Consider the following 21908-nt stretch of genomic DNA (forward strand, 5'->3'; position numbering starts at 1 on the left):
AGGACGCCTGAACGGCACGTGCAAAGCCGACCCACAGACCAATCAAGCCCGTCCGGCGATTGAGAACGCCCGGACGGCAAGTCCGAGCCCGTCCGGCGATTGAGGACACCGCCGCAAGCCACACCGCAAGGAGCACCCAGTGGACACCGTGACCCCTCCCACCGCCGGGGACTACGACGTCCTGCGGCGCCGCCTCCGCACCCACGCCACCGAGCTCGCCCGCCGGGCGACCGACCTCAACGCCCGCCGCACCGAGGCGTTCGGCGCGACCGGGCTCCAACTGCTCGGCAGCGAGCAGATCCGGACCGCCCGCCCCTCCACCCCCCGCGACCTCGTCGCACTCGGCGGCGAGCTGCTGTTCGGCTTCGAGCGGGGCCCGGGCCGGCAGGACGCGCCCGCCGTCGACGACGTGTTCGCGCTGTACGCCGCCGACCTCGCGCCCGGCACGGGCGCCCCGCTCACGGACGCCTTCTTCGTCCGCGAATTCGACGGCCTGCACCGGTACTTCCGGGACGCCCGGCTGCTGCGGCTGCGCCGGACCGAGGGCCGCCTGCTGGCGGTCTTCCGCACTGGCGACACCGCGAAGGACATCCGGGTGCTGCGCTGGGAGCTCAACCCGGACGGCTCCCCCGGCGCGTTCCTCGACGCGCGCGGCGAGCGCGACCATGTGTTCCCGCCGTCGCACGACTTCACCTGGACGACCGCCGGCCGCGAGTCCCACGTCACGGGCCGCCACCCGCACATCGCCATCGGCTGCCAGGCCGAGCTGTACGTGGACACGCTCGGCGGCACGCTCACGGTGAAGACCGCAAACGACACGGAGACCCCGGAGGGGATCTACGAGGAGCCGGTCACCGAACCGCTCCAGTCGCTCGCGGACGCCGAGGTCGAGTACGCGGAGCTGGGCCCGCTCGTGCTGCTGCGCGTGCGCCCGTACAAGGAGGAGACGCGGCGCCACCTCGTCTTCAACGCGCTGCTCGGGACCGTCACCCGCCTCGACGGCATCGGCCCGGCCTGCCGGCGGCTGCCGGAGGACCAGGGGATCATCTTCCCCGGCGGCTTCTACCTGACCACGGGCGAGGCCAGGACCTTCGACATCGCGCAGCCGCTCACCGACCCGGTCTTCGAGGAGGCCGTCCGCTCCCCGAACGGCGAGGACGTGCTCTACGTCTTCCGCTCCCGCCAGGACGGCCGCAGCCTGCTGCTTCCGTACAACGTGATCCGCCAGGAGGTGGCGACCCCGCTCCAGGGCCGGGGGCACGCGCTGCTCGACGACGGCACGCTGGTCGTGCTGCGCGACCCTGTGGAGGACGGCGCTGCGCGCGTCCACCCGTTGCAGCGCTGGCAGACCCCGTACGTCTCCGACACCTGTGCCGCGTCCCGCCCGGCGGGCGAAGGACCGCTGGCCCGGGTCGGCAACGCCGACCTCGTGCGCGGGATCTCCGACTGCCTGGCCCTCGCGCACGCCGCGTCCGAGACGACGCCGACGGCCGCCGTGTACGACCGGCTGGTCGCCGACTGCGTACGGGCCGGCGACCGCTACCACTGGCTGGACGACGCCGAACTGGGCGGCCTGGCCGAGCCTTTGGGCGAGCTGCGGCAGACCGCGCGCCAGGTGGTCGCGGAGTTCGAGGCGGTCCAGGAGCTGACCCGGCAGGCCGCCGACGCGCTCACCGAGACCGCCGACCGCATCACCACCCTGGTCCGCCGGGTCCGTGGCGAGGCCCCGCGCACGGCCGCCGACTGGGTCGAGCGGCTCACCGAACTGCGCGGCGCGCACGGCCACCTGGCGACCCTCACCGAGATGCGGTACGCGGACACCGAGCGCATCGCGGAGCTCACCGCCGCCACCGCCGAGGACATCGAGGCGGCCGCCCGCCGCGCGGTCGCCTTCCTGGCCAGGGACGACGCGTTCGCCGGGTACCACGAGGACATCGCCCGCCTCACCGAGGAGGCCGCCGAGCTCGCCTCCGTCACCGACGCCGCCGCGCTCGGGGACCGGCTGGCCGGCATGACGGACGGCCTGAGCACGGTCACGGACGTCGTGGCCGGTCTCGACATCGGCGACGGTGTGGTCCGTACGTCGATCCTGGAGCGCATCGCGGAGGTGCTGGGCGCCGTCAACCGGGCCCGCGCCACGCTCGACGCCCGCCGCCGCGCCCTGGCCGACCACGAGGGCCGGGCCGAGTTCGCCGCCGAGTCCGCGCTGCTCGGGCAGGCCGTCACGGCCGCGCTGGCCGCCGCCGACACCCCCGAGTCCTGCGACGAGCAGCTGGCCAGGCTGCTGCTCCAGCTGGAGAACCTGGAGGCGCGGTTCGCGGAGTTCGACGACTTCCTGGCGGAGCTGGGCGAGCGCCGGACCGAGGTGTACGAGGCGTTCTCGGCGCGCAGGCAGGGCCTCCAGGACGCCCTGGCCCGCCGCACCGAGCGCCTCGCGGAGTCCGCCGCACGCGTCCTGGAGACGGTCGCCCGCCGCAGCGCCGCCCTTCCCGACGCGGACGCCGTCCACACCTACTTCGCCTCCGACCCGATGGTCGCCAAGATCCGCCGGACCGCCGAGGAGCTGCGGGCGCTCGGCGACACCGTGCGCGCGGAGGAGCTGGACGGGCAGCTGCTCGCCGCCCGTCAGGAGGCGGGCCGGGCCCTGCGCGACCGCAGCGAGCTGTACGCGGACGGCGGGTCCGTGATCCGGCTGGGCCGGCACCGGTTCGCGGTGAACACCCAGCCGTTCGAGCTGACGCTGGTCCCGCAGGACGACGGGCTCTCGTTCGCCGTGACCGGGACGGACTACCGGATGCCGGTGACCGACCCGGAGTTCGCCGCGACCCGCCCGTACTGGGACCAGACGCTGGCCTCCGAGTCGCCGGCCGTCTACCGGGGCGAGCACCTGGCCGCCCGCCTCCTCGACGAGCACGGCGCGGACCGGCTGTCCGCCCTGGACGACGCCGAACTCGGCAGGCTGGTGAGGGAGTCGGCGGCAGCCGCGTACGACGAGGGCCACCAGCGCGGGGTCCACGACGAGGACGCGGCCGCGATCCTGGCCGCGCTGCTGCGGCTGCACGCGGGCGCCGGGCTGCTGCGCTTCCCGCCTGCCGTCCGGGCCGCCGCCCAGCTGTTCTGGGCCCACGAGGCGGACGACGCCCGCCGCACCTCCTGGACGCGCCGCGCCCGCTCGCTGGCCCGGGCCCGGGCGACCTTCGGGCTGACTCCGGCGGTCGCCGCGCTCCAGGAGGAGTGGGCGCGGGAGATCCCCGGCGAAGGCACCCGGGCCGTCGCCGCGTACCTCTTCGAGGAGCTGACCGGCGGCCCCGAGGGCTTCGCGACGGGCGCCTCCGTCCGCGCGTTCCTGGACAAGTTCCGGCACGCCACCGGCACGTCGGCGTACGACGACGACCTCGCCGCCCTCGCGGACGACCTGCCGGCCCGCCGCCAGCTCGTGGAGGGCTGGCTCACCTCGTACGCCGGGGCGAGCGGCACCGGCATCGACCCGGGCGACCTCGCGGAGGCCGTCGCCGTGGAGCTGTGCCCGGAACCGCTGCTCGCCCGCTACGAGGCCGACGCCCCGCTCACCGAGACCGTCGACGGGCTCCTCGGCGTCCACCCCCGTATCGAGCGCGGCCGGCTCACCGTACGGATCGACGAACTCCTCGCCCGCACCGCAGAGTTCCGCACCTCCGTCGTGCCCGGCTTCCGCGCCTACCAGCGCCGGCGGACCTCCCTGGTCGCCGCCGAGCGGGCCCGGCTGCGGCTCGACGACCACCGCCCCCGCGTGATGTCCGCGTTCGTGCGCAACCAGCTGCTCGACGAGGTCTACCTGCCGCTCATCGGCGACAGCCTCGCCAAGCAGCTCTCCACCGCCGACGCCGGCCGCCGCACCGACTCGCAGGGCCTGCTGCTGCTCGTATCCCCGCCCGGCTACGGCAAGACGACGCTGATGGAGTACGTCGCCGACCGGCTCGGGCTCGTCCTCGTCAAGATCAGCGGCCCCAACCTGGGCCGTGACGTGACCTCGCTCGACCCCGCGCGGGCGGGCAGCGCCACCGCCCGCCAGGAGATCGAGAAGATCAACTTCGCGCTGGAGGCCGGCAACAACACGCTGCTGTACCTCGACGACATCCAGCACACCTCGCCGGAACTCCTCCAGAAGTTCATCCCGCTCTGCGACGCCACCCGCCGCGTCGAGGGCGTACGGGACGGCGAGCCGCGCACCTACGACCTGCGGGGCAAGCGGTTCGCGGTGTGCATGGCGGGCAACCCATACACCGAGTCCGGCGCGCGTTTCCAGGTGCCCGACATGCTCGCCAACCGGGCCGACGTGTGGAACCTGGGTGAGGTGCTGTCCGGCCGCGAGGACGTCTTCGCGCTGAGCTTCGTCGAGAACGCGCTGACCGCCAACCCGGTCCTCGCCCCGCTCGCCGGCCGCTCCCGCGATGACCTGGCGCTGCTGTTGCGGCTCGCCGCCGAGGACCCCACGGCCCGCCCGGAACAGCTCGAACACCCCTACGCGCCCGCCGAGGTGGACCGGATCACCGCCGTCCTGCGCCATCTGCTGCGCGCGCGGGACACGGTGCTCGCGGTCAACGCCGCGTACATCGCGTCCGCCGCGCAGACGGACGCCACCCGCACCGAACCGCCGTTCCGGCTCCAGGGCTCGTACCGCAACATGAACCGGATCGCGGAGCGGATCGCACCCGTGATGAACGACGCCGAGCTGTCCGCCGTGGTCGAGGACCACTACGCGGGCGAGGCGCAGACGCTGACCAACGGCGCCGAGGCGGCCCTGCTGAAGCTGGCCGCCCTGCGCGGGACGCTCACGCCCGCGCAGGCGGAACGCTGGGCGGTGCTGTGCTCCTCGTATGTCCGCACCCAGGCGCTCGGCGGTCCTGAGGGCGATCCGATGACCCGTGCGGTGGCCGCGCTGGGGCTGCTCGCGGACCGGATCGCGGCCGTCGAGACGGCGATCGGGCGCGCCGCCGACCCCCGGCACCTGCTGTCCAGGCCGCACGACGACCGCTGACCGTCCTCGATCACCGGAAGGGAGCAGGGCATGCTGGGACACGTGTCCTCCTCATTGCCCCAGCAACCCCAACCCTCGCCGCTGTACGGCCACATGGTCGTCTGCGGAGACGACGCGCTCGCCCAGCGGCTCGCCGTGGAGCTGCGTTACGTGTACGGGGAGCGGGTCACCCTCGTCGTGCCGCCGGAGCCGGGCGCGGCCGGGCCGGACGAGCCGCTGAGCGGGCGCGGGCGGGCCGCCGCGCTGTTCGGGCGGATGGCGTCCGCGATGAACCGCAACGGCGGCGGGCTGCCGCACGGTTCGGACGGGGACACCAACGCCGGCGTCGAGGCGGTGCGCATCCTCCAGGCGGCCGAACCCTCCGACGGGACGCTGGAGGAGGCGGGCATCGCCCGGGCGTCGGCGGTCGCCCTCGTCTACGACGACGACGAGCGCAACATCCGCGCCGCGCTCACCGCGCGCCGGCTCAACCCCCGCGTCCGGCTGGTGATCCGGCTCTACAACCGCAAGCTCGGCCAGCATCTGGAGACCCTGCTCGACCAGGCCGCCGCCGTCGCGTCCCCCGGGCTCGACCAGGCCGCGATCGACGCCTCCACCACGGTCCTGTCCGACGCCGACACCGCCGCGCCCGCCCTCGCGGCCACCGCGCTCGCCGGGTCGACCCGGGTGATCCGGGCGGAGGGCCTGTTCCTGCGGGCCGCCGAGCGCAACCCGCCCAGGGGCGGCCAGGTCGCCGACCCCGGGCTGTGCACGCTGGCCCTGCTCTCCTCCACCACCCATGACCCGGCCGGTGCGGAGGGCTCCGACAGCAGCGGCGCTGAGGGGCCGCAACTGCTGCCCGGGCCTGCGGAGATCGCCGCCGCGACCGGGCGCGGGACGGTCGTCCTGGAGGCCGTCACACAGTCCGGGCCGGCCGCCCCGAAGGTCCGGATGAGCGGCCGGAGCGCGCCGCTGAGCCAGTTCTTCTCGCGGCGGCTGCGGTGGTCGGCGCTCGGTGTCGGGCTCGCGGTGCTCGGGCTCGCGGTGGCGTCCTCGTTCACCACCGGCGACGATCCGCTGCACGCGGCCTACCTCACCCTGCTCGACCTGTTCGCGATGGGAGACCCGGCTATCGGTGAGCCCACCGCCCGCCAGGTGATCCAGATCCTCTCCGGCATCGCCGGCCTGATGCTCCTGCCGCTGCTGGTGGCGGGGGTCCTGGAGGCGTTCGGCTCGCTGCGCAGCGCCTCCTCGCTGCGGCGGCCGCCGCGCGGGCTGTCCGGGCACGTGGTGCTGCTCGGGCTCGGCAAGATCGGCACCCGGGTCCTGGTGCACCTGCGGGAGCTGGGCATCCCGGTGGTCTGCGTGGAGGAGGACCCGGACGCGCGGGGCATCCCGCTCGCCCGGCGGCTGCACGTGCCGGTGGTGCTCGGTGACGTCACGGACGAAGGGGTGCTTGAGGCGGCCAAGATCAGCCGCTCACGCGGGCTCCTCGCGCTGACCAGCATCGACACGACGAACCTGGAGGCCGCGCTGTACGCCCGCTCGCTCAAGCCGAACCTGCGGGTGACGGTCCGCCTCTTCGACGACGAGTTCGCCACGGCGGTCTACCGCACGCTGCGCACGGCGCACCCGCAGGCCATCACCCGCTCCCGCTCGGTCTCCCACCTGGCGGGCCCCTCCTTCGCGGTCGCGATGATGGGCCGGCAGATCCTGGGCGCCATCCCGGTCGAACGCAAGGTGCTCCTGTTCGCGGCGGTCGAGGTCGGCGGCCACCCCCAGCTGGAGGGCCGCACGGTCGACCAGGCGTTCCGCGCGGGCGCGTGGCGCGTCCTGGCCCTGGACGTGGCCCCGGGCTCCCTCGTCTGGAACGTCCACCCGGGCTACGTGCTCCGCCCGACGGACCGCGTGATCATCGCCGCGACGCGCAGGGGCCTCGCGGAGCTACTGGGGCGCCGGGCGCTCACGCGGCGCTGAGGGTGCCCCGGTCCGGGGCCCGGGCTTCCGTCCTCAAACGCCGGACGGGCTGGGTATGCCCGGTGCGCCGGGAAGGAATACCCCGCCCCCGCCCCCCGTTGTACGATGCGTCCAGTTAGTTCAACGTTCAACAATCGGCGAGCAGGAGGCGGGCGCCATGCAGTTCGGGATCTTCACCGTCGGGGACGTCACCGCCGACCCCACCACCGGTACGACGCCGAGCGAGCACGAGCGGATCAAGGCCACCGTCGCCATCGCACGGAAGGCCGAGGAGGTCGGGCTCGACGTCTTCGCGACCGGTGAGCACCACAACCCGCCGTTCGTCCCCTCGTCACCGACCACCACGCTCGGCTACATCGCGGCGCAGACGGAGAGCATCATCCTGTCGACCTCGACCACGCTGATCACCACCAACGATCCGGTGAAGATCGCCGAGGACTACGCGACGCTCCAGCACCTCGCGGACGGCCGCGTGGACCTGATGATGGGGCGCGGGAACACCGGCCCGGTCTACCCGTGGTTCGGCAAGGACATCCGCCAGGGCATCCCGCTCGCCATCGAGAACTACGCCCTGCTGCACAAGCTGTGGCGGGAGGACGTCGTGGACTGGGAGGGCAAGTTCCGTACGCCGCTCCAGTCGTTCACGGCGACGCCGCGCCCACTGGACGGCGTACCGCCGTTCGTCTGGCACGGCTCCATCCTTCCCCAAGCTCTTAAGGAGCAGGGGAGACCCCATTCCCGGAGATCGCCGAGCAGGCCGCGTACTACGGCGACGGCTTCTTCCACAACAACATCTTCTGGCCCATCGAGCACACGAAGAAGATGGTGCACCTGTACCGCCAGCGGTACGCGCACTACGGGCACGGCACCGCCGAGCAGGCGATCGTCGGCCTCGGCGGCCAGGTGTTCATGCGGAAGAACTCGCAGGACGCGGTACGGGAGTTCCGTCCGTACTTCGACAACGCGCCGGTCTACGGGCACGGCCCCTCGATGGAGGACTTCACGCAGCAGACCCCGCTGACCGTGGGCTCGCCCCAGGAGGTCATCGAGCGGACGCTGACCTTCCGGGACGCCGTGGGCGACTACCAGCGCCAGCTGTTCCTGATGGACCACGCGGGACTGCCGCTGAAGACGGTCCTGGAGCAGCTCGACATCCTCGGCGAGGAGGTCGTCCCCGTCCTGCGCAAGGAGTTCGCCGCCCTGCGCCCGGCCGGTGTCCCCGAGACCGCGCCGCTGCACCCCGCCCTTGCCGCCACCCTCACGAAGGAGAGCTGACCGTGTTCGCCACCGAACCCCTGAGGATCGTCGCCGTCTCGGCCGGCCTCAGCAACCCGTCCTCGACCCGGCTGCTGGCCGACCGGCTGGCCGCCACCACCCGGGAGCAGCTGGAGGCCGCGCAGGACCGCCCGGTCGACGTCCGGGTGATCGAACTGCGGGACCTGGCCGTCGACATCGCGGGCCACCTGGTGTCCGGCTTCCCGTCGGCCGCTCTGGAGGACGCGCTCGCGGCGGTGACGGGCGCGGACGGGCTGATCGCGGTCACGCCGGTGTTCACCGCCTCGTACAGCGGTCTGTTCAAGTCGTTCTTCGACCTGGTCGAGAACACCGCCCTGACCGGCAGGCCCGTGCTCGTCGCAGCGACGGGCGGCACCGCCCGGCACTCGCTGGTCCTTGAGCACGCGATGCGCCCGCTCTTCGCCTACCTGCGCGCCGTCACGCTGCCGACCTCGGTGTACGCGGCGTCGGAGGACTGGGGCGCGGCGGGCGACGCGTACGCCGACGGCCTGCCGGCCCGCATCCGGCGCGCGGGCGGGGAGCTGGCCGGGGCCGTCTCGGGCGGCCGCGCCGTCTCCGGTGCGTCACGCACCCCCGGCCTCGACGACGAGGTGGTCCCCTTCGAGCAGCAGCTCGCCGCACTGCGCCCGGCCTGACCGGACCGGCCGGACCCGCGGGAATCGCCGTTCCGCCCGTTTTGACTAGAGTCGTACGGGAATACGTGACGCGAGCACGAACCGAGCACAACCGCAGAACCCAGCTGGAGGCAGAGATGGGCAGGATCGTGGTGGGCGTGGACGGCTCCGAGTCGTCGGTCAAGGCACTGCACTGGGCCGTACGCCAGGCCGAGCTGACCGGTGACACCGTGGAGGCCGTCAACAGCTGGGAGTACCCCGCCACCAGCTGGGCGTCGATGATGCCGGGCCTGCCGGAGGACTTCGACCCGCAGGCCATGGCCACGGTGTCGCTGACCGAGACGCTGGAGGAGGCGCTGGGCGCCCAGGGCGCCGCCGCCGTCTCCAAGGTCGTCGTGATCGGCAACCCGGCACAGGCCCTGCTCGACCGGGCCGAGGGCGCGAACCTGCTGGTCGTGGGCGCGCGCGGGTACAGCGGCTTCAAGGCGACCCTGCTCGGCTCGGTCAGCCTGCACGTCACCCAGCACGCCTCGTGCCCGGTGACCGTCGTCCGCACCTGACCCGGTACGCAAGGGAGGGCCCCGCACCACGCGTGGTGCGGGGCCCCCGCGTACTCACAGCTCCACGACGTCCGCCACCGCACACGCCACGTTGTCCGGCGCGCCGGCCGCCTCCGCGAGGGCGATCAGCCCGCGCACGGCGGTGCCGGGCCCGTCCGCCCCGGCCAGCACCCGCGCCAGCTCACCGCCGTCGACGACCGCCGAGAGCCCGTCCGAGCAGAGCAGGTAGCGGTCACCGGGCAGCGCGTCCCGGACGTCCACATCGAGCCTGCCGTACGGGCCGTCACCGGAGAGCACCTTGAGGAGCATCGCCCGCTGCGGGTGCGAGAACGCCTCCTCCTCCGTGAGCGAACCGTCGTCGATCATCGACTGGACCAGGCTGTGGTCGTGCGTGATCCGGAACAGCTCGCCCCCGCGCAGCAGATACGCCCGCGAGTCCCCGATGTGCACCAGGCCCAGCCGCGACCCCGTCCACATCATCGCCGTGAGCGTCGTCCCGGACTCCTCCGGCGCCCCGCTCCCGGCCACCGCGTCCCGCACCGCGAGCGCGGCCCGCTCCGCCGCGTCGTGCAGGATGTTCAGCAGCTCCGCCGCCGGTACCGCGCCCGGCGCGAGCAGCTTCAGCGCCTCGATCGCCGCCGTGCTGGCCCCCGCGCCGCCCGCGCCGAACCCGTCGGCGACCGCGAGCAGCCGGGCACCGGCGTACACCGCGTCCTGGTTGGTCTCCCGCACCGCTCCCGTGTCGGTGCCGGCCGCGTAGCGGATTCCAAGTGTGCCCACCGATGTCATGACGTCCTCCGTCGACAGCTGGTCGATGAGGAAGGCCGCGAGATCACGGCGGGCCGCCGTCTCCGCCTCGACGCGCGCCCAGTACACCCGGATCGCGGCGGCGGCCGCGCCGGGTTCCAGCGCGATCACCTCCCTGATCCGGGCGAGCGGCATCCCGATCCGGCGGAGCCAGGCCACCAGCCGGGCCGCCCGCACCTGCGCCGGGTCGTAGTACCGGTAGCCGTTCACCGGGTCGACCAGGGCCGGCGGGAGCAGACCGAGCTCGTCGTAGCGGCGCAGCGCCTTGGCGGACAGCCGGGACAGCCGGGCGAACGCCCCGATCGTCACCAGTGCCGCGCCGGGACCCCGCCCCTGCCCGTCGTCCGTCGTCACCGCACGCCTCCTCATACCGGGCGGACTTCCCGCCCCGGCACACTCGATCCTTGGCCTTCCCCCGTGGAGAAGGTCAAGGACCGACGACGCGCGGGTGGGCGCGGGCGTCACTCCCGCGTGTAGAAGTAGTAGTACGAGACGAGCAGTCCGCCCAGGCCGAGGATCAGGCCGATCACCGAAGCGGACAGGATGCTCGCGCCGGAGAGGCTGTAGAGGAAGCCGATCGAGCCGCCGGTCAGCACCCCGTACGCGGCGGCCCGCAGCTCGCGCGGCAGCCGGTTCTGGATCCGGCCGAGCCCGAAGCAGAGCACCGCGAGCACGGCGCCGGAGACCAGTCCGAGGGCGAGCCGGGTGCCCGTGAGCACACCGCCGCCACGGACGATGGCGGTCGCGTAGCAACCCATGATCAGGCCGAGCGTGGCCGGGATCGCCCAGCTGAGGACCGGGCGGTGCCGGGCGGGCGTCGCATGCCTCCCGCGTGCCGGCACCGAAGCGTGTGCGGCCATGGCAGAGAGCTCCTTCCGTCGCCCCCGCTTTCCCTCCAGGGCACACCTGGTCGCGCCGCCCGGCAACTCGGATGGCCCACGGCCCGGGGCGCCCCGGCGCCATCCGGGATTCCCTGGAGGGGTGCGGACGTATCTCTCGGTGGCTCTCTCGGCGGTCCTGGTGGTGCTGCTGGCCGTCCTGGTGCCGCTGAGCGCGCTGTCCGCGTGGGTCGACCTGGAGATCGACGACACGGACCGTTACGTGGCCGCGGTCTCCCCGCTCGCCGACGACCCCGAGGTGCAGAACACCGTCGCCGACCTGATCACCGACAACGCGATGAAGCAGATCGACGTCGGGCCGCTCCGGAGCACCGTCCGCGACTTCCTGCACCAGGCCGTGCGGTCGTTCACCACCACCGAGGCCTTCCAGGACGCCTGGACGGCCGCCAACCGCACCGCGCACGAGACGGTCACCGCCGCGCTGGACGGGCAGAGCGGCGAGAGCGTCACGATCGACCTGGCGCCCGTCACGGAGCAGGTGAAGCAGAACCTGGTGGACAACGGGGTGCCGTTCGCCGACCGGATCCCCGTCCAGCACACCGACATCCGGCTGGTCTCCGCCGACCGCGCGGACCAGCTGCGGCAGAGCTTCCGGTGGCTGCGCGCCGCGAGCGTGTGGCCGGCCGTCGGCACCCTGGTGTTCGCGCTGCTCGCGATCGCCCTCGCCTGGGTGCGCGGCGGACCCGGCCGCCGGTTCCGGGCCCTGGCCGCGCTGTCCGCCACCGCCGTGACCGGTGCCGGGTTCGCGCTCGGCGCGCTGGTGCTGCGCGGGGTGCTGGCACTGGCCCGCGACCGGGTGCTGGACGAGGTCCCGGACAGCGACACCGGCGCCGCCGCGGCCGTCTACGACGCGCTGACCTCCTCGCTGCGCACCACGGTGTGGGTCGTCCTCGGCCTGGGCCTGGCCGTCGCGGTGTGCGCGGTGGCGGCCCGGATCTGGGCCCAGCGGGTGCTGCCGGCGCCCGCGATGGCCGGACCGGCGGAGTGACGCGGCCGTTCCTGACGGAGCGGCACGACTGAGAGGTGTACGGATGCGAGCGATCGCCGTGAGCGAGCCCGGGGCCGGCCCGGTGCTGGTCGAGCTGCCCAAGCCGGAGCCCCGGCCCGGCGAGGTCCGGGTCCGCGTCGAGTACGCCTCGCTCAACCCGCTGGACTGGCAGGTCGTGGACGGCTCGGCGGGGGCCCTCGCCCCGGCTCCCCCGTCCTTCCCGTTCGTCGTCGGCGTCGACTACGCGGGCCGGGTCGACATGATCGGCGGCGGCGGGAACCGCTTCCGCGTCGGCGACGCGGTGTTCGGGCGGGCGGGGGTGACGGACACGTGCGGGTCGTACGGCGAGTACCTGTGCGTGCCGCAGGACTCCGCGATCACCCTCGTCCCGCGCGGGCTGGATTCCCGGGCCGCCGCCGCGCTGCCCTCCGCCGGGATGGCCGCCGCCCAGATCCTGGAGGCGGTGGAGCCGCGCGGCCACGACACCCTGCTGGTCGTCGGGGCGGCGGGCGGGACCGGCTGCTGCCTGACCCAGCTCGCCCGCGCCCGGGACGTCCGGGTGATCGCGGCGGTGCGCGGTGACGAGCGGTCCAGGATGGGGTCGTTGGGCGCCGCCGCGACGGTCGACCTGACGGCCGGTCCGCCCGCCGACGCGCTGGCGCACGCCTGCCCGGACGACATCGACGCGCTGGTGGACCTGGCGTCGGCGACACCGGACGAGTTCGCCGCGCACGCCGCCGCGGTCCGGCCGGGCGGTATCGCGCTCTCCACGCGGGGCGCCGCCGCCGGGGCCCGGCTGCCGGAGGGCGTCAGGGGCGTCGACTTCCGGCTCGACCCGAGCCCGGTCCTGCTGGACGTGCTGGCGGCGGGTGCGGCGGACGGCGTCCTGCGCGTGCTCGTCGACGCCGAACTCCCGCTGGAGAAGGCCCCGCAGGCCCTGGAGCGCAACCGGGCGGGCGGTGCGCGCGGCAAGACCGTGATCGTGCTGCACGCACCCGGGCACCACTGAGGCGCCTCGCTACTCCGCCGGGCCGGGGCCCGTCCCGCGCAGCCGGTTCATCTCGCGCCGGTCCCGCTTGGTCGGCCGGCCCGCGCCCCGGTCCCGTACCGGCACCTGGATCGCGGCCTCGCGGGGCGGCGGGGGCGGGCTGTTGTCGACGAAGCACTCGACGGCCACGGGCGGCCCGACCCGCTTCTTCACGAGCTTCGACACGACGACGATCCGGTCCCGGCCCGCGTGCCGGAGCCGTACCTCGTCACCGACGCGCACCGGCTGCGCGGGCTTGGCGCGTTCGCCTGCGACCTTCACATGACCCGCCCGGCAGGCGGCAGCGGCCTGCGCACGGGTCTTCGTGAGCCGGACCGACCAGATCCAGACATCGACCCGGACGCTGCCCTCCGTCTGCGGAGCCTCTCCGGAAACCATGCGTCCGACTGTATGCCGTACGGCGGGGCGGTACGTCCCCGCGTCAACTCGCCGCCCCTGCGGCGCAGGTGAACCGCGGCTGCGGTGAACGTCCGTGCGGGCGCCCAGGACTCGGTCAGGGCTCGGTTGCGGCTCAGTTGTCCCACGGGCGGGGCATGCCGCCGACAGGCCTGATCCGGCCGCTAACCTTACGTATCCGCCCTGGCCAGGGATCAATTCCCGCAGTACGGACATTCATCGCACCCAACTCACGCGAAAGGCCTCGCCCATGGGCATTCGGAGCTTGCTGCGCAAGGTGTTCGGCCGTGACCACACGGAACAGGACGAGCCGACGACGGCCACGGTCCCGCCCCAGGGCGAGCGTTCCCGGCCCGCGGAGTCCGAGTCGGTGGCGGTGGACGAGCCCGCAGCGGACGGCGAACCGCCCGCCAGGATCTCGGTACCGGCCCCCGCGACCTCGGACGAGGACACGAGCGCGTCGGACGCGGACGCCAAGGCGCCGGACCTGGTGGCGGCGGCCTTCGACAACCCCGCCACGCCGACGGTCCCCGCCCAGGGGACGCGGCCGCGCGGGACGGCTCCCGCGGAGCCGGAGGCGGTAGCGGAGCCGGTCGCGGTAGCGGAGCCGGAGGCGACCGAACCGGCCTCGCCCGTCGCGCCCGTCGCGGAGACCGAGGAGCCGGAGGCCGAGACGCCCAAGCCGGCCGCCGAGGTCGAGACGCCCGACCCGGTCGCCCCCGCCGCCGAACCGGCCCCCGAGCCCGTAGCGGCCCCGGAGCCGGTCGCCGCGTCCGAAACCCCGGAGCCCGCGCCGGTCGCCGAACCGGAGCCCGTGGCAACGCCCGAGCCGAAGGCCGCCGTCGAGGCCGAGCCCGTAGCGGCCCCCGAGCCGAAGGCCGCCGTCGAGGCCGAGCCGGTCGCGGCCCCCGAGCCCGAGCCCGCGCCCGAGCCCGCCGCCCCCGCCGCGATCATCATCGACATGGACCCGGAGCCCGACCCGGCACCCCTCCAAGCAGCCCCGGCAGCCCCGGCGGCCCCGGCCGCCCCCGCCCTCACCCTCGCCAAGGTCAAGGCACGCGCCCCCGAGCTGGCCGGGGCGTACAAGGCGGCGCAGGCCGGGCTGAAGGCTCACGGGCTGACCGGGCTGCGGGCCACCGTCTACCTGGTGCTGGACCGTTCCGGCTCCATGCGCCCGTTCTACAAGGACGGCAGCGCCCAGCACCTGGGCGACCGCACGCTCGCGCTCGCCGCGCACCTCGACGAGAGCGCCACCGTGCGGGTCGTGTTCTTCTCGACCGACATCGACGGCACCGGCACGGTGGAGCTGGACGGCCACGCGGGCCGGATCGACGAGCTGAACGCGGGCCTCGGCCGGCTCGGCCGGACGAACTACCACCGCGCCGTCGAGGAGGTCGTCGCGCACTACGAGGCGTCCGGATCGACCGGTCCGGCGCTGGTGGTCTTCCAGACGGACGGTCCGCCGGACGTCCGCCAGGCAGCCCGTCAGGCCATCGACGCGGCGGCCAGGCTGCCGCTGTTCTTCCAGTTCGTCGCGTTCGGCGAGAAGGACGCCAAGGGCTTCGACTTCCTGCGGAAGCTGGACGCCCCGAACACCGGCTTCCTGCACGCGGGCCCCGCCCCCCGCGAGGTCCCGGACACCGCGTTCTACCGCGAGCTGCTGGCGGCGCTCCCCGCGTGGGTGGCCGCGCGTTCCTGAGCCGCCGGCAGGCGTACGGTCACGGCCAGCCCGCCCCCGGGGCCCGGCACCGCCGTGACCGTACCGTCGTGGGCCACCGCGATGGACCGCACGATGGACTGACCGAGCCCCGATCCCGGCCCCATCCGGTCCTTGCCCTCGCCCCGCGGGAACGGCTCGAACAGCCCGGGGATGTCCGCCGCTTCCATCACGGGCCCCCTGTTGCGGACCTCCAGGAGCACCCCGCCGCCGGCCGGGACCACCGACACGTCGACGCTCCCGCCGGGCACGTTGTACGTCACCGCGTTGGCCGGCAGGTTCGACACCAGCTGGGCCAGCAGCAGCCGGTTCCCGCGCACCGGGCAGGGCCGGGTGTCGAGCCGGACGCCCGGGTGCCGGGCCGCTTCCTCGGCCACCGCCCTGGCCAGGTCCACCGGCTCCCGCTCGCTCTTCGCGAGCCCCCGCTCGCTGCGCGCCAGGACGAGCAGCCCCTCGATGAGCCGTTCGCTGCGCCGGTTGTTGTCCAGCAGGGTCTGCCGGGTGCGTACGAGGTCCTCGGGTGTGGGGTCGTCCAGACCGGTCTGGATCGCGGCGCGCTGGGTGGCCAGCGGGGTGCGCAGCTCGTGCGAGGCGTTGGCGATGAACCGCCGCTGGCTGTCGAAGGCCCGCTCCAGCCGGGCGAGCAGCGCGTCGAGCGTGTCGCCGAGCTCCTTCAGCTCGTCGTCGGGTCCGCTGGAGGCGATCCGCTCGTGGAGGGTGTGCTCGGAGAGACCCGGCGGCCGTCAGCATCAGGATCCGGGTCCGGGAGCCGGAGGCGACGAGTCCGGGAGCCGGAGGCGACGAGTCCGCGCGCCACGTCGTCGCCGTGCACCCGGGGCAGATCGCGGTCGAGGACGACCACGTCGTAGTGGTGCAGCCCGAGGTAGGCCTGGGCGGCATCACCGCTGTACACCGTGTCGACGGCGAAGCCGGCCCGCCGCAGCCCGGTGGCGACCGGCTCGGCGAGGATTTCCTCGTCCTCGGCGACCAGTACCCGCATCGTGATGTCCCTTGCCTCGCGCATGCGTGTCCACTCCCTCCCAGGATGCGTCCTTGATACGGGAAGGGACGTTTCGCAAAGCTCTCCGGCCCGGGCGGGTCAGCGGCCCAGCGACTCCGCGTCGCCCATCACGATGACCGGCCGCTGTTCCGGGTCGAGCGCCCCCAGGAGTTCCTTCATCCGGTCCTCGGTGACGGAGACGCAGCCCTGGGTGGGGCCTCCGTGGTCGACGTGCACCCAGATCCCGCCGCCGCGCTCCTCGCCGAGAGGGCGGGTGTGGTCGAGCGGGGAGGTGCCGGGGACCCGGTTGTAGTCGATGGCGACGACGTAGTCGAAGGAGCCCTCCAGCGGCTCCCCGTGGAACCCCTCGCCCGTCACGGCGAAGTCGGGGCTCAGCTCGTACGGGAGCGCCGTCTCCGGGGGTTCGAGGCGGCCGCCGGCAGAGGTCAGCGTGAAGACGCCGACGGGTGAGCGCAGATCGCCCTCCCAGTGCTCGCCGGTCCAGCCGTTGAGGGCGTTGTGGGCGGGCCAGGGCCCCAGCGCGGGGCGCCAGCCCGGTCCGGCGGGCCCGTCCAGAGCGTAGAGGACGGCGGTCGACCGGTTGGAGTCCGGCGACTCACCGGTCACCACGAACGCCTGCCGCGCCGTGGCCGGGATCGCGGCCCGGGTCTTCGGCCCGAGGCCCGGGATCTCCGTGCGCGGCGGCGAGGGCGCGGGCACCGAGGGCAGGGCGGACACCGCGCCCGACGGCGCCCCGGCGGCGGACGCGGCGGCCCCGGGCGGGCCCGGTACGCCGTTGACCGGCGCGCGCCCCGTGGTGGCGCCGCTCGGCCCCGTACCGGCGAGGCCGCCCGCGCCGCACCCGGCGAGCAGCACGAGCAGGACCAGGGAGCAGACGACGTGTGGCAGGCGCAGGGGAGCACGCGAAGGGGGCACGGGCACGGAGGCTCCTCAGCAGTCAATGCGCCGGTGTCGGCCCACCCAGTCATTGCCGCCCGCGCCCCCGCCCAATCCGTGGCGCAGCCCATCCGGCCGTAGCCGTTCAGGTGATTCGTGTGCCTATTCGGAACCGGCCGCGGCCCGTCACGCGAACAGCCCCCGGCCAGCGGCGGCCGGGGGCTGTTTCACGTGAAACAGAGCGGAATTACTTCTGCGCGTCCTTCGCCGGCGCGGCCGGCTTGCGGAGCTGGATGTTCAGCTCGCGCAGCCGGTTCTCCTCCAGGACGGTCGGCGCGCCCATCATCAGGTCCTGGGCGTTGCCGTTGAGCGGGAAGGCGATGGTCTCGCGGATGTTGGGCTCGTCGGCCAGCAGCATCACGATGCGGTCGACGCCCGGGGCGATGCCACCGTGCGGCGGGGCGCCGAGGCGGAAGGCCTTGAGCATGCCCGCGAACTCCTTCTCGACCGTCTCGCGGTCGTAGCCGGCGATCTCGAAGGCCTTGATCATCAGCTCGGGCTCGTGGTTCCGGATGGCGCCGGAGGACAGCTCGATGCCGTTGCAGACGATGTCGTACTGCCAGGCGAGGATGTCCAGCGGGTCCTTCTCCTCCAGGTCCTTCAGGCCGCCCTGGGGCATCGAGAAGGGGTTGTGGGAGAAGTCGATCTTGCCGGTCTCCTCGTCCTTCTCGTACATCGGGAAGTCGACGACCCAGCAGAACCGGAAGACGCCCTCCTCGAAGTGGCCGGCCCGCTTGGCGGCCTCGACGCGGACGGCGGACATGATCTTGGAGACCTCGTCGAACTCGCCGGCGCCGAAGAAGACGGCGTGGCCCGGGACGAGCGAGAGGCGCTCGGTGAGCGTCTTGACGTCGGTCTCGGTGAGGAACTTGGCGATCGGGCCGGCCAGCGTGCCGTCCTCGCCGACGCGGACCCAGGCCAGGCCCTTGGCGCCGTGCTCCACGGCGTACTCGCCGAGGCCGTCGAAGAACTTCCGGGACTGGCCCGCCGTGTCCGGCACCGGCAGGGCGCGGACGTGCTTGCCGGCGAACGCCTTGAACCCCGAGTCCGCGAAGACGTCGGAGATGTCGACGAGCTCCAGCTTGGCGCGCAGGTCCGGCTTGTCGTTGCCGTACTTCAGCATCGACTCGCGGAACGGGATGCGCGGGAACGGCGAGGTGACGTGACGGCCGTTGCCGAACTCCTCGAAGAGCTCGGTCATCAGCTTCTCGATCGGCTGGAAGACGTCCTCCTGCTCGACGAAGGACATCTCGACGTCGAGCTGGTAGAACTCGCCGGGCGAACGGTCGGCGCGGGCGTCCTCGTCGCGGAAGCAGGGCGCGATCTGGAAGTAGCGGTCGAAGCCCGAGATCATCAGCAGCTGCTTGAACTGCTGCGGGGCCTGCGGCAGCGCGTAGAACTTGCCGGGGTTCAGCCGGGACGGGACGACGAAGTCACGGGCGCCCTCGGGGGAGGTCGCGGTGAGGATCGGCGTCGCCATCTCGTTGAAGCCGAGGGCGACCATCTTGGACCGGATCGAGGCGATCACGGCGGAGCGCAGCATGATGTTGCGGTGCATGCGCTCGCGGCGCAGGTCCAGGAAGCGGTACTCCAGGCGCCGCTCCTCGTTGACGCCGTCCTCGGCGTTGATCGTGAAGGGCAGCGGACCGGCCTCGCCCAGCACCTCGACCTCGGAGACCTCGATCTCGATCTCGCCGGTCGGCAGGTCCGGGTTGACGTTCTCGGTGCCGCGCGCGGAGACCTTGCCGTCGATCCGGACGACGGTCTCCTTGGTCAGCTTCGCCAGGGCCTCGTTGCCCGGGGTGCCGGGGCGGGCGACGAGCTGCACCAGACCGTAGTGGTCGCGCAGATCGATGAAGAGGATGCCGCCCAGGTCTCGGCGATTGTGCAGCCAGCCGCTCAGCCGGACGTCGGTGCCGACGTCAGAGGCGCGGAGCTCGCCGCAGGTGTGGGACCTGTACCGATGCATCGTCGTTCATCCAGTCTTCGCGGTTGGGGGCTGAATAGCCCTCCCAGGCTACCGCCCGCCGAGGACGCGCCGGGCGAGACCTCAGCGGGCCCGTGGGATGTCCCTCCGGGCGCCCGCCCCTCAGCCGCTCTCCGTCCGCGCCGTCGCCGCCATCAGTTCGTCCGGGTCGAGGACGGTCAGCTCCCGCCGTCGCGGGCCCGCCCGGAGCAGGCCCTCCGCCCCCAGGCGCCGCAGCTGCCGCTGCACCGACGCCCGGCTCATCCCGCACCACTCGGCCAGGTCCGTCTGCGCGATCCCGTACAGGACCACGCTCCGCGAGTCGGGGACGGCGATCCCCTCCGTACGGGCCAGCCGCACCAGCAGCCGGGTCAGGCGTACCTCGGTCGCGGCCACCGCGAACTCGGAGCGGCGCCGGTCGGCCTCCTGGAGCCGGTCCAGCGCGACGGTCAGCAGATGGCGGGTGAAGGACGGGTGCGTCTGCAGAAGCCACTGGAACTTCGAGGCCGGTAAGACGTGCACGACCATCCGGGTCACCGCCGTCACCTCACCGGACCGCCGGGCGCCGCGCACGGCCGCCATCTCCCCGATGATGTCCCCGCGCCTCCGGGCCGCCAGATAGGAACGGCTGCCGTCCTCCCGGGCACCCGTGACCCGGCAGGTGCCCTCGGTTATGACACCGGTCCAGCAGTCCGCGTCGGTCTCGGCCACGAGCCGCTGCCCCGCCCGGTAGGAACGCGGACGGCCCGCGCGAAGCAGGACCGTCTTCTCCCTATCGTCCAGCATGTCCCAGAAACGTGAGATTGCCATGAAGTAACTATGGGCCCTGCGTGCCAACTAGGCGTCAGATGACGCTTTTTGCTCTCCATTCACCTGGTTGCATGCTCCCACTTACCGGAGCGGTCCCAGGAGAAGCACGTGACTGACCAGCAAGATCCACGGGTCGACCAGGATGCCAGGGGCCCGAATGGCCTGAACATTCGAGTCGGTCGAGACTTCCGCGCCAAGAAGTCGATTTTCGCCGGCGGCAACGTCACCATCACCAAGATCAAGAACTACTCACGCAACCACCCCGTCATCTCGGTGACCATCGCCGCCGTCATTGCCCTCGTCGGGGGGTATTCGACCTACGGCGTGGTCGATATCGCGACCTCCGGCGGCAGCAAGGTCGACGTGTCGGTGGTCGACCAGCCCGGCGCCGCCGGAGCCGTCCGCACCGCCGAGGAGATCCGCGTCGCGGAACGTGTCGCCGACGCTGCCGCGTGGTGCACCCTCGTGGCGCCCTCGGACGGCGGGTGCGAGAAGAGCATGGCGGGCGCGTTCGCCCAACGCAGCCAGGACTACCGCGACAAGGTCGACGCCGTCACCATCGGCAAGGCCACCGCGACCGACACCGACGCCGAGGTCCCGCTGAGCTGGAAGGGGAAGAAGCAGGGCACCATCCCTCTCGAGTGGTCCGGCGGGCGGTGGCAGCTCGGCAACGGGAACTACGGCCTGGTCAAGCTCGGGGGCGGTGTCTTCCTCTCCCTGGTGGACGCTCAGGAGGGCAACCTGAAGCTCGGCGGAATCCCGATCCCGTCATGAACGGCGACCGGCCCCGGCAGCTCCCCTCCGAAGGCCCCGCCGCCGCGGGGCCACCCGCCCACGCCACCCTCCTGGTCGCCGACATCGAACGCTTCAGCTCACGGGACGGCGCGGACCAGATGCGTACCCGCGAGGCGATGTACGGCGCGTTCCGCGAAGCGTTCACCGAGCCGGTCTGGGCCTCGTGTCCGCACGAGGACCGCGGGGACGGCCTGCTGGTGGTCGTTCCGCAGCAGATCCCCAAGTCGGTCGTGCTGAGCGAGTTCCTGCCCCGCCTCGACGCCGTGCTCGGGCGGCGCCTCCGGAGCGATCCGCCGCTGAGGATGCGGATCGCCGTCCATGCCGGTGACGTCCGGTTCGACGGGAACGGCATCGGCGGGCACGCCGTGATCAGGACGTTCCGGATGTGCGACAGCGAGCCGCTGCGGGAGGCCCTCGCGACGACCCGCGGCGACCTCGCGCTGCTGGTGTCCGGCACCATCCACGAGGACGTGGTCCGCGGCGGTTACCCGAACGTCACCCCGCAGTCGTTCCACGCGGTCGACGTCCACGTCAAGGAGACGTCGCTGCGCGCCTGGCTCCATGTCCCCGGCGACCCGGACACGGCCCGCCGGATCGCCGAGCAGGCGGCTCCGCGTCCGGCCGGGCCCGACGCGGACGAACCCCGGTCCGGCGGTGTCTCGTTGAGCGCGGGCGGCGACCTGCGCCTCGGCCCCCATGCCAACGTCGCCGGACGCGACCTGCGCATCGACGGCGGGGCCCGCACGCCGCGCTGGTGGCGGCGCTGAGCCGGTAAGCCCCTCCTCCATGACCGTTCCACCTCGGAAGGACATCACCATGCAGTGGTCCGCGTACGAAATCTTCTCCGTCATCTCCGGGCTGATCCTGCTCGGGGCTGCCTTCGCCCCCGGTCTCTCCTTCAAGGACCGCCTCTACGCCCTGTTCGGCGGTGCGATCTTCACCGGGTACGGCTTCTACGTCGCCAACCAGACGACGGGCACCTACGAGTTCCCCGTCTTCATCTTCGTGATCCCGGGGGTGGCGGTGCTCTACCTGCTGTACCGGCTGTTCGGCGGCTCCGGTGATTCCTCGGCGGACTGAGG

General features: G+C 73.3%; 16 protein-coding genes and 3 pseudogenes. 11 read left to right on the forward strand and 8 right to left on the reverse strand.

Going from position 1 to position 21908, the window contains the following annotated elements; all coding sequences use genetic code 11:
* Positions 1 to 139: 139 nt before the first annotated feature.
* From OG242_RS15115 to OG242_RS15135, 5 genes and pseudogenes are all read left to right on the forward strand, one after another.
* Positions 140 to 5017, forward strand: a complete 4878-nt coding sequence (locus OG242_RS15115) for a DNA repair ATPase (protein ID WP_405898656.1) — start codon at positions 140 to 142, stop codon at positions 5015 to 5017.
* Positions 5018 to 5047: 30 nt separating this feature from the next.
* Positions 5048 to 6973 carry an NAD-binding protein gene (locus OG242_RS15120; protein WP_405898657.1) on the forward strand — a complete coding sequence of 642 codons (1926 nt, stop codon included), beginning with the start codon at positions 5048 to 5050 and terminating at the stop codon, positions 6971 to 6973.
* Positions 6974 to 7130: 157 nt separating this feature from the next.
* Positions 7131 to 8248, forward strand: a pseudogene (locus OG242_RS15125) (LLM class flavin-dependent oxidoreductase).
* A 2-nt stretch (positions 8249 to 8250) separates the two neighbouring features.
* Positions 8251 to 8904: an FMN reductase gene (locus OG242_RS15130; protein ID WP_405898658.1), complete on the forward strand. Its 654-nt coding sequence runs from the start codon at positions 8251 to 8253 to the stop codon at positions 8902 to 8904.
* A gap of 116 nt (positions 8905 to 9020) precedes the next feature.
* Positions 9021 to 9443: a universal stress protein gene (locus OG242_RS15135; RefSeq protein ID WP_405901620.1), complete on the forward strand. Its 423-nt coding sequence runs from the start codon at positions 9021 to 9023 to the stop codon at positions 9441 to 9443.
* A 54-nt stretch (positions 9444 to 9497) separates the two neighbouring features.
* On the opposite strand, the gene OG242_RS15140 is transcribed toward OG242_RS15135, so the two are convergent.
* A complete protein-coding gene (locus tag OG242_RS15140; RefSeq protein WP_405898659.1) occupies positions 9498 to 10619 on the reverse strand; it encodes a MerR family transcriptional regulator in 1122 nt (373 codons plus the stop codon).
* A 92-nt stretch (positions 10620 to 10711) separates the two neighbouring features.
* Entirely contained in the window at positions 10712 to 11110 is a 399-nt protein-coding gene (locus OG242_RS15145) for a hypothetical protein (protein WP_405898660.1), read from the reverse strand.
* A gap of 121 nt (positions 11111 to 11231) precedes the next feature.
* Between OG242_RS15145 and OG242_RS15150 the strand changes: the two genes are divergently transcribed.
* Positions 11232 to 12137 (forward strand): hypothetical protein, encoded by a 906-nt coding sequence (locus OG242_RS15150; RefSeq protein ID WP_405898661.1) that lies wholly within the window; start codon positions 11232 to 11234, stop codon positions 12135 to 12137.
* Positions 12138 to 12180: 43 nt separating this feature from the next.
* Entirely contained in the window at positions 12181 to 13146 is a 966-nt protein-coding gene (locus tag OG242_RS15155; protein ID WP_405898662.1) for an NADP-dependent oxidoreductase, read from the forward strand.
* A 9-nt stretch (positions 13147 to 13155) separates the two neighbouring features.
* On the opposite strand, the gene OG242_RS15160 is transcribed toward OG242_RS15155, so the two are convergent.
* The gene (locus OG242_RS15160) at positions 13156 to 13563 is read right to left on the reverse strand and encodes an RNA-binding S4 domain-containing protein (RefSeq protein ID WP_405898663.1); all 408 of its coding nucleotides are present in this window, start codon (positions 13561 to 13563) and stop codon (positions 13156 to 13158) included.
* 268 nt (positions 13564 to 13831) lie between these two features.
* Here OG242_RS15160 and OG242_RS15165 point away from each other — a divergent pair, with 268 nt between their 5' ends.
* Positions 13832 to 15280 carry a VWA domain-containing protein gene (locus tag OG242_RS15165; RefSeq protein ID WP_405898664.1) on the forward strand — a complete coding sequence of 483 codons (1449 nt, stop codon included), beginning with the start codon at positions 13832 to 13834 and terminating at the stop codon, positions 15278 to 15280.
* Here the strand turns inward: OG242_RS15165 and OG242_RS15170 are convergent.
* From OG242_RS15170 to OG242_RS15190, 5 genes and pseudogenes are all read right to left on the reverse strand, one after another.
* Positions 15229 to 16029, reverse strand: a pseudogene (locus tag OG242_RS15170) (sensor histidine kinase); the annotation flags it as partial. The gene OG242_RS15165 and the pseudogene OG242_RS15170 sit on opposite strands and share 52 nt — an antisense overlap.
* Before the next feature lie 35 nt (positions 16030 to 16064).
* A pseudogene (locus OG242_RS15175) lies at positions 16065 to 16298 on the reverse strand (response regulator); the annotation flags it as partial.
* A gap of 99 nt (positions 16299 to 16397) precedes the next feature.
* Entirely contained in the window at positions 16398 to 17240 is an 843-nt protein-coding gene (locus OG242_RS15180; RefSeq protein WP_405898665.1) for a L,D-transpeptidase family protein, read from the reverse strand.
* 202 nt (positions 17241 to 17442) lie between these two features.
* Entirely contained in the window at positions 17443 to 19224 is a 1782-nt protein-coding gene (gene aspS, locus OG242_RS15185; protein WP_405898666.1) for an aspartate--tRNA ligase, read from the reverse strand.
* A gap of 120 nt (positions 19225 to 19344) precedes the next feature.
* A complete protein-coding gene (locus OG242_RS15190) occupies positions 19345 to 20031 on the reverse strand; it encodes a Crp/Fnr family transcriptional regulator (protein ID WP_405898667.1) in 687 nt (228 codons plus the stop codon).
* 108 nt (positions 20032 to 20139) lie between these two features.
* Here OG242_RS15190 and OG242_RS15195 point away from each other — a divergent pair, with 108 nt between their 5' ends.
* The 3 genes from OG242_RS15195 to OG242_RS15205 are packed head-to-tail and all read left to right on the forward strand — an operon-like array spanning position 20140 to position 21906.
* Positions 20140 to 20805, forward strand: a complete 666-nt coding sequence (locus OG242_RS15195; RefSeq protein ID WP_405898668.1) for a hypothetical protein — start codon at positions 20140 to 20142, stop codon at positions 20803 to 20805.
* Positions 20802 to 21593 (forward strand): adenylate/guanylate cyclase, encoded by a 792-nt coding sequence (locus OG242_RS15200; RefSeq protein WP_405898669.1) that lies wholly within the window; start codon positions 20802 to 20804, stop codon positions 21591 to 21593. The genes OG242_RS15195 and OG242_RS15200 overlap by 4 nt, the downstream gene beginning before the upstream one ends.
* 19 nt (positions 21594 to 21612) lie before the next feature.
* Positions 21613 to 21906 (forward strand): hypothetical protein, encoded by a 294-nt coding sequence (locus OG242_RS15205; RefSeq protein WP_405898670.1) that lies wholly within the window; start codon positions 21613 to 21615, stop codon positions 21904 to 21906.
* Positions 21907 to 21908 lie beyond the last annotated feature (2 nt).

Source organism: Streptomyces sp. NBC_00727 (assembly GCF_045161745.1).
GTDB lineage: Bacteria > Actinomycetota > Actinomycetes > Streptomycetales > Streptomycetaceae > Streptomyces.

Coding starts and splice junctions, on each gene's coding strand:
- aspS (WP_405898666.1), bottom strand. CDS start 19,224: ATGCATCGGTACAGGTCCCACACCTGCGGCGAGCTCCGCGCCTCTGAC.
- OG242_RS15165 (WP_405898664.1), top strand. CDS start 13,832: ATGGGCATTCGGAGCTTGCTGCGCAAGGTGTTCGGCCGTGACCACACG.
- OG242_RS15145 (WP_405898660.1), bottom strand. CDS start 11,110: ATGGCCGCACACGCTTCGGTGCCGGCACGCGGGAGGCATGCGACGCCC.
- OG242_RS15190 (WP_405898667.1), bottom strand. CDS start 20,031: ATGGCAATCTCACGTTTCTGGGACATGCTGGACGATAGGGAGAAGACG.
- OG242_RS15140 (WP_405898659.1), bottom strand. CDS start 10,619: ATGAGGAGGCGTGCGGTGACGACGGACGACGGGCAGGGGCGGGGTCCC.
- OG242_RS15160 (WP_405898663.1), bottom strand. CDS start 13,563: ATGGTTTCCGGAGAGGCTCCGCAGACGGAGGGCAGCGTCCGGGTCGAT.
- OG242_RS15120 (WP_405898657.1), top strand. CDS start 5,048: ATGCTGGGACACGTGTCCTCCTCATTGCCCCAGCAACCCCAACCCTCG.
- OG242_RS15155 (WP_405898662.1), top strand. CDS start 12,181: ATGCGAGCGATCGCCGTGAGCGAGCCCGGGGCCGGCCCGGTGCTGGTC.
- OG242_RS15200 (WP_405898669.1), top strand. CDS start 20,802: ATGAACGGCGACCGGCCCCGGCAGCTCCCCTCCGAAGGCCCCGCCGCC.
- OG242_RS15205 (WP_405898670.1), top strand. CDS start 21,613: ATGACCGTTCCACCTCGGAAGGACATCACCATGCAGTGGTCCGCGTAC.
- OG242_RS15135 (WP_405901620.1), top strand. CDS start 9,021: ATGGGCAGGATCGTGGTGGGCGTGGACGGCTCCGAGTCGTCGGTCAAG.